The sequence below is a fragment of the Pseudomonas sp. IT-P4 genome (assembly GCF_949767755.1).
GTDB lineage: Bacteria > Pseudomonadota > Gammaproteobacteria > Pseudomonadales > Pseudomonadaceae > Aquipseudomonas > Aquipseudomonas monachiensis.
Genome location: NZ_CATKPX010000055.1, coordinates 1 through 7844, shown reverse-complemented (window position 1 = coordinate 7844; position 7844 = coordinate 1). Strand labels below are relative to the sequence as shown.

Annotated in this window: 9 protein-coding genes; 2 read left to right on the top strand and 7 right to left on the bottom strand. The window is 61.6% G+C overall.

Annotation, left to right across the window (positions count from 1 at the left end; all coding sequences use genetic code 11):
• Positions 1-15: 15 nt before the first annotated feature.
• From ACM6IT_RS21245 to ACM6IT_RS21225, 5 genes are all read right to left on the bottom strand, one after another.
• Positions 16-768, bottom strand: coding sequence for a hypothetical protein (locus tag ACM6IT_RS21245; protein WP_223542235.1), 753 nt, complete (start codon positions 766-768; stop codon positions 16-18).
• A 47-nt stretch (positions 769-815) separates the two neighbouring features.
• Positions 816-1244, bottom strand: coding sequence for a hypothetical protein (locus ACM6IT_RS21240; protein WP_414918638.1), 429 nt, complete (start codon positions 1242-1244; stop codon positions 816-818).
• A 138-nt stretch (positions 1245-1382) separates the two neighbouring features.
• Positions 1383-1796: a VOC family protein gene (locus tag ACM6IT_RS21235; RefSeq protein WP_056723442.1), complete on the bottom strand. Its 414-nt coding sequence runs from the start codon at positions 1794-1796 to the stop codon at positions 1383-1385.
• Positions 1797-1885: 89 nt separating this feature from the next.
• A complete protein-coding gene (locus tag ACM6IT_RS21230) occupies positions 1886-2545 on the bottom strand; it encodes a TetR/AcrR family transcriptional regulator (protein ID WP_056723444.1) in 660 nt (219 codons plus the stop codon).
• Positions 2532-3383: a 3-hydroxybutyryl-CoA dehydrogenase gene (locus tag ACM6IT_RS21225; protein WP_056723446.1), complete on the bottom strand. Its 852-nt coding sequence runs from the start codon at positions 3381-3383 to the stop codon at positions 2532-2534. Before ACM6IT_RS21225 ends, ACM6IT_RS21230 begins: the two co-directional genes overlap by 14 nt.
• Positions 3384-3546: 163 nt before the next feature.
• Here ACM6IT_RS21225 and ACM6IT_RS21220 point away from each other — a divergent pair, with 163 nt between their 5' ends.
• Positions 3547-4599 (top strand): AraC family transcriptional regulator, encoded by a 1053-nt coding sequence (locus ACM6IT_RS21220; protein ID WP_056723448.1) that lies wholly within the window; start codon positions 3547-3549, stop codon positions 4597-4599.
• A 4-nt stretch (positions 4600-4603) separates the two neighbouring features.
• Here the strand turns inward: ACM6IT_RS21220 and ACM6IT_RS21215 are convergent, their stop codons facing one another.
• Complete coding sequence (locus tag ACM6IT_RS21215) at positions 4604-5605, bottom strand: NAD(P)H-quinone oxidoreductase (RefSeq protein WP_414918637.1); 1002 nt, start codon at positions 5603-5605, stop codon at positions 4604-4606.
• Position 5606: 1 nt separating this feature from the next.
• Positions 5607-6830 carry a YbfB/YjiJ family MFS transporter gene (locus ACM6IT_RS21210; RefSeq protein WP_414918636.1) on the bottom strand — a complete coding sequence of 408 codons (1224 nt, stop codon included), beginning with the start codon at positions 6828-6830 and terminating at the stop codon, positions 5607-5609.
• A gap of 112 nt (positions 6831-6942) precedes the next feature.
• Between ACM6IT_RS21210 and ACM6IT_RS21205 the strand changes: the two genes are divergently transcribed.
• Entirely contained in the window at positions 6943-7818 is an 876-nt protein-coding gene (locus tag ACM6IT_RS21205; RefSeq protein WP_056723452.1) for a LysR family transcriptional regulator, read from the top strand.
• Positions 7819-7844: the final 26 nt, after the last annotated feature.

The following is a 7844-nucleotide window of genomic DNA, read 5'->3' as shown; positions in this document are numbered from 1 at the left end:
CCGCAGGAAATGAAATTACTGCCCCAACCGCTCCAGCGTGTGCTCCAGGGGATCCAGTGACACACAGATAAAACCATCAAGCGGTCGATTGAGTTCCTCTACCAGCAGGATGGTTGCCCCCGTCGACAAGGCACACATCAGCAATACGGCGACAATGGTGCCGTTGCAGGGTGCAAACAGACCGAATGAGCCGAAGATAATCCCCAGCCACGTCACCAGGATCACCAGCATCACCGGTGGAATCGATTGATTGGCCTGCAACAGGGTCAGCCAGCGGGCGGCAAACACGGTGTCCATGTCTTGCAATGCCGAGGCTTTCAGCGTGCGCTGATCATCGTTGCCAGGCGTCAGTGATTCGACCTGGCGTTGCAGGCCTTCGGAGCGACGGATCATTTCGGGGCTATCGAGTTCTGCAATCTGATGGTGGTCGCGGGTCGCGAGTACTCGGGTGACTTCGGCGTAGTTGTGCTTGAGTTCGGTGCGGATGCCCTGGGTGTCGGTGCCGTAGCGGGCCAGCAAGCGGTCGAATTGAACCACTTTCGCCGCAGCGCCCTCCAGTTCGGCATTGGCCGTATCGAATGTGCCTTTGGCAGAGGAAACGAGCAGGCCGAGGACCAGCGCCGACATCGTTGCGATGAGGCCGGTGGCCAGCTTCACCACCGCCACGGAGTCGTCGCTCAGATGATGGCTCGGTAATCGCTCCCTCACGTACGAGCCCAGCAGTGCGCTGGCGGACAGACAGGCGAAAACGATGAGGGCGATCACCACGTCATTCAAATTCAACCTCCGTTGACGCTGTCTTCCAGGGGAGATATCTACTGGTACTTGATCACGATGCCCTTGAGTTTGCGTCCTTTGATGGTCGTCACGTCGCGAGCCCACAGCGGCCCGCTGGCATAGGCACCCACCGCCTGAATGTGGTCATAGACCACCACCACTGCATCGCCACCGAGTTTGGCGGACTCTTCCCGCAGCTTCTGTTCGACTTCGGTAATCGGCGGGGCGGGGTCGATGCTGGCGTCGATCAACACTTCACCCAGGCGCACATGCGGACGCAGAGGCTCCGAGCGCAGCACGACTACATGGTCCGGCGATGTCGGTGCTGGATGTTCTACGCCGACATACGCGGTGGTCTGTGCGTCGACAGTGGCGCAGCCATTGAGGGTCAGCAGGCCGGTGATCAGTCCACCGGCCAGTAGCAAGCATTTGAAACGGGTGGGCCAGGACAGGTCGTGGGCCGGCATAGTGGGTTCGCTCCTCTGGTTCGCTGCTATCCATGTGGCTAGTTGACGGTAGCAGACGGGCCGGGAGTTGCCAGAACGCCCAACCTTTTCAGGTTGGGCTTTTTAGTGCCTTGAAGACGGTCAATCGACTGAGGTCTTTCACTGATCCTTTTCGCAATTGACCATCCACGACACACCAAAGCGGTCGACCAGCATGCCGAAGCGCGCCGCCCAGAACGTGGTCTCCAGTGGCATTTGCACAGAGCCACCGTTCGCCAGCGCATTGAAGACCCGCTCGGCCTCGGCAATGCTGTCGACGTTGAGTGAAATCGAACAGGCACTCATTTTATCCACGGGGCGATCCGGTGTGGTGTCCGACCCCATGATCGCCTGATCGCCCACGATCAGACGGGTATGGATGATCAGGTTGTGCAGATCCTTGGGGAAATGTTCACCAGCCGGCGTTTCGCCGAAGGTCAACATGGCTTCGATCTGACCTTGCAGGCACTGCGCGTAGAACGTGAAGGCCGCTTTGCAGTCGCCGTTGAAGATAAGGTAGGGATTGATTTTCATGGTCGGCTCCAGGTGTTCGAGTACATACATCGGTTTGGACGCCGGTTTTTTCGGCGAATTCCGATTGTGTCGAGCCGACAAGCAAAGCGCTAAATCTTTGTCGAAGCTTGTGTTTCTTTAGATGTTTTTTCAATAGGACGCGCGAGGCTTATCGCCTCCGGCACGCGCCGTGGCGCCAGTACACGTTCGATGGCACCGCTGACCATGCTCTCGAGCAGCTCATCACGTTCCTGCTCGTCCAGCACATGTGGCGTCAGCCAGCTGGGAGCGCTGTTGAGCAGGGCGCCAATGGCATGCCCGGCCGCCAGCTGACCTTGCTCGCTGAAACGCGACTTCGCGCCCAGCATCCTCAGCAACGTGCGTTCGTATTGCTCGCGCAATTGCCGGACCCGAGCCTGCTGCTCTTCGTTCAGGCAACCGCTGTCGCGCTCCACCAGGCGGAAATGCCAAGGCATCTCCCGATACAGGTTCAGATGGGCGCGGATCAGGCTGTTGAGCTTGTCGCGCTTGCCCGGGGCTTTTTGCTGGATACGTCCCAGGGTAGCCAGCAGTTCCTCGTAGAATTCCTCGATCAGGTCGAGCAGCAGATGCTGTTTGCTGGGGTAATGGTGATACAGCGAGCCCGGGGAGAGCCCCAGGCACGTCGCGAGCTCGCGCATGCCGACCTGGCCGAACCCCTTGCAGGCAAACAGCTCCAGGACCTTGTCCCGGTACTCGGCAAAGCGCGAGCAACGCTCAGGCATAGGCATGGAAGCCGCGCCCCGTTTTGCGTCCCAGGTAACCGGCGGCGACCATTTCCTTGAGCAGTGGCGCCGGGCGATATTTGCTGTCGTTGAAACCGTCATAGAAGGCTTCGAGGATCGACAACAGGGTGTCCAGGCCGATCAGGTCCGCCAGGGCCAATGGGCCGATAGGCTGGTTGCAGCCCAGGCGCATGCCGGCGTCGATGTCTTCGGCGCTGGCCAGGCCTTCCTGGAACACCAGGATCGCTTCGTTGATCATCGGCACCAGGATCCGGTTGACCACGAATCCCGGACGGTTACCCGCCGTAATCGCGGTTTTGCCTAGAGTGGTCGCCATGTCCAGCGCCAGTTGGTGGGTCACGTCACTGGTTTGCAGGCCACGGATGACTTCGATCAGGCCCATCACCGGCACCGGGTTGAAGAAATGCAGGCCGATGAAGCGCTCAGGCTGGCTGACACTGGCGGCGAGTTGGGTGATCGACAGCGACGAGGTATTGGAGGCAATGACGCATTCGTTGCTGACCTGCGCGGCGATCTGTTGCAGCACACGCAGTTTCAGGTCCAGATTTTCAGTGGCCGCTTCGATGACCAGTTGCGCGTCACCCAGGACGCTGTAATCGGTGCTGATGCGAATTTTGTCGAGGGTGGCCTGTTTCTGCTCCACCGTCAGGGTTTGCCTGGCGATCTGCCGGTCCAGGTTTTTACCGACCGTTGCGACGGCTTTTTGCAAAGCGCTTTCGGATATGTCCAGCAAGGTCACGTTGAAACCGGCCATGGCGCAGACTTGCGCGATACCGTTGCCCATGGTGCCCGCACCGATCACTCCGATGTTTTGCAGATTCATCTTCCCATCCTTCGATCAAACCCTGCGATACCTTGGCCGCGACGGCGGCCGAAGGCGTACTATTGCCGCGAGTCTAGAGCCGGCAGGGCGGTTGTCCTATGCCAAAACTGTTCAACGGCACTGATGTTTTTTGCCATTCGGGTGATGAGAGAGAAGCGAACCAATGCGGGAAAAGGACTCGGTTGCCGCCTATTTCGTGCAGGCAATGATCCATGGGCTGAGGGATGATCCGCAGCGCGTGACGGCCGTGCTCGAGCAGGCGGGCATTGATCCGGCGGTCATGCACCAACCCACGGCGCGGGTGCCGGCCAACGCGTTTGCGGCGTTGTGGCTGATCCAGATCCGCGAGCTCGACGATGAGTTTTTCGGGCTCGACTCCCATGGCATGCCGCCGGGCAGTTTCGCCCTGATTTGCCGTGCCCTGATTCAGGAGCCCGATCTGCACAAGGCCATGCGTCAATGCCTGGCCAACTTCGGCTTGTTCCTGCGAGACTTTCGCGGCTCGCTCGCGGTGCGTGGCAAGCGTGCGGTGATCAGCCTTGAAACCCGCTCGACGGACAACGACGCCAGCCGGTTTGGTGAAGAAACCTTCCTGGTGTTGATGATCAGTCTGCTGTGCTGGCTGGGCGGGCGGCGCATTCCCATTGATCGTGCGGACTTCCGCCATTCGCGCCTGTCGCTGGGTGACGACCGCCTGCTTTGGGGCCCCAACCTGACCTTTGGTGCCGAGCGCACCGAAATCGAATTTGCCAGTCACTACTTGCGCCTGCCAGTGGCTCAAGACCTGGCGTCGCTGAAAGTGTTCCTGCGTACAGCGCCACAATGGCTGGTGATCCGCTTCCGTAACCAGCACGGACTGGCATCCCAGGTCCATCAGCGCTTGCGCGGCAGTCATTACAGCGAGTGGCCGACGTTGCAGGCCTTTGCCCTGGAACAGCACCTGAGCCCCAGCACCTTCCGCCGCAAACTGGAGCGTGAAGGCTGTTCCTATCAGGAAATCAAGGACGAAGTACGCCGAGGCGTGGCCTTTGAACAACTGCGTCAGAGCGATGCGAGCATCAGCGATATCGCCGAGCAACTGGGGTTCCAGGAACCCAGCGCCTTCCATCGGGCGTTCAAGAAGTGGACCGGGGAAAGCCCCGGGCGCTATCGCGCCCGTTATCAGGGGGAGCAGGGCGCAGGGGCCGCCATCCTTCAGGAACCCTGCGAGCCCTGAGCCATTAACTCTCCACCCGCAGAACAATCTTGCCGATGTGATCGCCGGCTTCCATCCGGGCATGGGCCTGCGCCGCTTCCGTGAGCGGGTAAACCCGGTCGATCATCGGCAGGCAGCGTCCGGCGCTCAGCACTGGCCATACGTGCTCTTGCAACTGACGGGCGATGGCGGCTTTTTCTTCCCGGGTCCGCGAGCGCAACAGGGAGCCGGTGACGACGGCGCGTTTAGCCATGATCGCCAGTAAATCGACTTCCCTGGCATGGGCGCCACCGAGGAAACCGAGCATCACCAGGCGACCTTCCATGGCCAGGGCGGCCACATTGTTGTTGAGGTACGAGCCACCCATGATGTCGAGAATCACGTTGACGCCCTGGCCCGCGGTTTTTTCCGCGATGACCTGCACAAAATCCTGATCGCGATAGTTGATCGCCTCGGCGCCCAATTCGCGGATCGCCGCGCATTTTTCGTCGCTGCCCGCGGTGGCGAATGCTTCGATGCCGAGTTCGCGGCATAACATCAACGCGGTGGTGCCGATGCCGCTGGTGCCGCCGTGGATCAAGGCGCGCTGACCCTGGCGGGCAGCGCCGAGGCCGAACAGGTTGGCCCACACCGTGAAGAAGGTTTCCGGGAGGGCCGCCGCCTGCACCCAGTCCATGCCTTCGGGGATCGGCAGGGCCTGACTGGCCGGGACCACGCAGTATTGCGCATACCCGCCGCCATTGGTCAGGGCGCAGACCTTGTCGCCCAGCGCAAATTCGCAGACACCAGCGCCTATCGCCACCACTTCACCGGCCACTTCCAGCCCCGGGTTCGGGTTCATGCCGGGCTTCATCGGGTACTTGCCCGCCCGTTGCAGCGCATCGGGGCGATTGACCCCGGCGGCGTGTACGTGGATCAGAATCTCGCCGGCCCCTGCAACGGGCACAGGCACCTGGCACGGCTGCAGGACTTCAGGGCCACCGGGTTCGGTGATTTCGATCAGGGTCATGGTCTGCGGGAGTGTCATTTCAGATACCTGTATTGAGCGTTAAAAATTTGGTCGAACGTCTGAACAGTCGGCTGCCCAGTTCCAGCAACAGCGCTACAACGATGGCGCCGGCGGCAATCACGAACATCAAGGCATGATGGCCGCCACTGGCGTTGAACAGCACCGAGTAAGCGAACCCCGAGAGCGCCTGGAAAGTAGCGAACGACACGGTGGCGCGACTCCAGGCAACCTGTTGCTGATGATGCCCGGGGATCAGTTCATGCACCCGCGCCAACGCCAGCGGCACGATGCCTGGGGGGAAGGAGCCGAGGATCACCGCCAGTAAAGCCAGCGCCACGAACGAACTGCTGATCGATAAAAGGCCGACTGCCAGCGCTTGCAGCACCAGCACGATGCGGATACCGGTTTTCGCGCCCAGATGGTCTGCCAGAAAGCCGTAGCTCACCGGCCCGATAATCGCGCCCAGGCCGTACATCACCCAGATCAGCGCGCCGACATGTGCCCCGGCATTGAGCCCACGGGCGACGTAATCCACCAGGAACACCATGGCCGGCACCAACCCGGCCGCCATGAATGCGTATTGGGCGAACAGCAGGTAAACGTTCGGGTCGGTGGGGGACGACGGTGCATTCGACGGCGTTGCGGTAGTCGGGTGCGCAGTTGTCGGCCAGCCAAACCAACTGGCAGCCGTGAGGATCAAGGCCAGCAGGCCCAGGCCGAACCAGGTTTGCTGCAAGCCGAGGCTCAGCAGTGGCGGTACGATCGTCCCCGACCCGGCGATGCCCAGGCCGATACCCAGGAATATCGCGCCGCTGGCCAGGCCTTTGCGGGCCGCCGGGACCCGGGGCAATACGGTGGCCGCCACCAACACCATGATCGCGCCACCGGCAATCCCCGACAGCAGGCGCCAGCCGAAGAACCAACTCACTGACAACGGAAAGCCACAGGCGAAAAACGCCAGGGTCACCGCCAGCATCATCAGGCGCAGGGCGGTCTTGTTCGAGGTCCGGCGTGCCAGGGGATGGCCGATCAGTGCGCCGATCAGGTACCCCACCAGATTGGCGGCGCCGAGGTACACCACGTCACTGGCGGAAAACCAGTGGGCCTGGATCAGCGAGGGAATCAGTGGCGTGTAGGCGAAGCGCGCCAGGCCGATGCTGACCAGGCTGGCGCAGAGGCCGGCGAAGATCGGCAGCCAGATCACGCCGGGCGCCGGGGTAAGGGGAGGCGATGAACTGTGCATGTGCATTGTCCTGTAGGGTCACTCTGGCCTTCAGCATATCGAGGTTTTACGAAGCATTAATGCAGCGATTACGCGCTATGCTGATGCGTAATTGCATCGTCAGGAGAACGTGATGAATTGGGATGACGCCCGGGTATTTCTCGCGGTTTGCCGCGAATCCACGTTGCGTGGTGCGGCGCGGGTGTTGGGGGTCGACCAGGCCACGGTCGGCCGGCGCATCACGGCGCTGGAAAAGTCATTGAGTGCGACCTTGTTCCTGCGCACATCCGAAGGTTATGCGCTGACGGCTGTCGGCGAAGCGGCACTCAAGGCCGTGGAGAAAATGGAGCATTCGGCGCTGGAGCTGGAGCGCCAGATCCAGGGCCTGGACGATCGCTTGACCGGCACGGTTCGGGTCAGTACCACCGACTCCCTGGCGATTGATTTCCTGATCCCGGCGATTGCCCGTTTGCATCGGCAACACCCGGATGTACGGGTGCAACTGGACGCCACCACGCAGATTCTCAGCCTGGCAAAACGCGAAGCGGACATCGCCGTACGCAACACCCGGCCGGAAAACCCTGACCTGATTGCCCGGCGTATCGCCCGTTGGCCGGTAGGGCTGTTTGCCTCGCAAGCCTATGTCGACGCCCACGGCGTGCCGGAGCCGGGCTCGGCGTTCGCCGGGCATGACCTGGTGGTGTATCAGCCGTACTTGCAGGGCAACAAGGACCTGACGCTGGTCTCGGAACCGGTGGCGCGCGGGCGGATTGTCGCGAGCCTCAGTTCCAGCCTGCTGGTGCGTCGGTCGATTGCGGCGGGGATCGGAGTCGGAGAGATTCCGGTGTACATCGGGGAGAAGGAGGGGTTGGTCAGGTTGTGGCCGGAACGCTCGCGTCCGATGCCCTATGACATCTGGCTGGTGACCCACGCGGACCTGCGGCATACGGCCAGGGTCCGGGCGGTGATCGATGAGATTGTCGCGGGGTTCGCCGGGACCGGCGAGTAATTCCAGGTGGCACAAATCCTGTGGGA

Excerpts from the sequence above, each read along its gene's own strand:
- ACM6IT_RS21240 (WP_414918638.1), bottom strand. The coding sequence starts at position 1,244 with ATGCCGGCCCACGACCTGTCCTGGCCCACCCGTTTCAAATGCTTGCTA.
- ACM6IT_RS21205 (WP_056723452.1), top strand. The coding sequence starts at position 6,943 with ATGAATTGGGATGACGCCCGGGTATTTCTCGCGGTTTGCCGCGAATCC.
- ACM6IT_RS21220 (WP_056723448.1), top strand. The coding sequence starts at position 3,547 with ATGCGGGAAAAGGACTCGGTTGCCGCCTATTTCGTGCAGGCAATGATC.
- ACM6IT_RS21215 (WP_414918637.1), bottom strand. The coding sequence starts at position 5,605 with ATGACACTCCCGCAGACCATGACCCTGATCGAAATCACCGAACCCGGT.
- ACM6IT_RS21225 (WP_056723446.1), bottom strand. The coding sequence starts at position 3,383 with ATGAATCTGCAAAACATCGGAGTGATCGGTGCGGGCACCATGGGCAAC.
- ACM6IT_RS21235 (WP_056723442.1), bottom strand. The coding sequence starts at position 1,796 with ATGAAAATCAATCCCTACCTTATCTTCAACGGCGACTGCAAAGCGGCC.
- ACM6IT_RS21210 (WP_414918636.1), bottom strand. The coding sequence starts at position 6,830 with ATGCACAGTTCATCGCCTCCCCTTACCCCGGCGCCCGGCGTGATCTGG.
- ACM6IT_RS21230 (WP_056723444.1), bottom strand. The coding sequence starts at position 2,545 with ATGCCTATGCCTGAGCGTTGCTCGCGCTTTGCCGAGTACCGGGACAAG.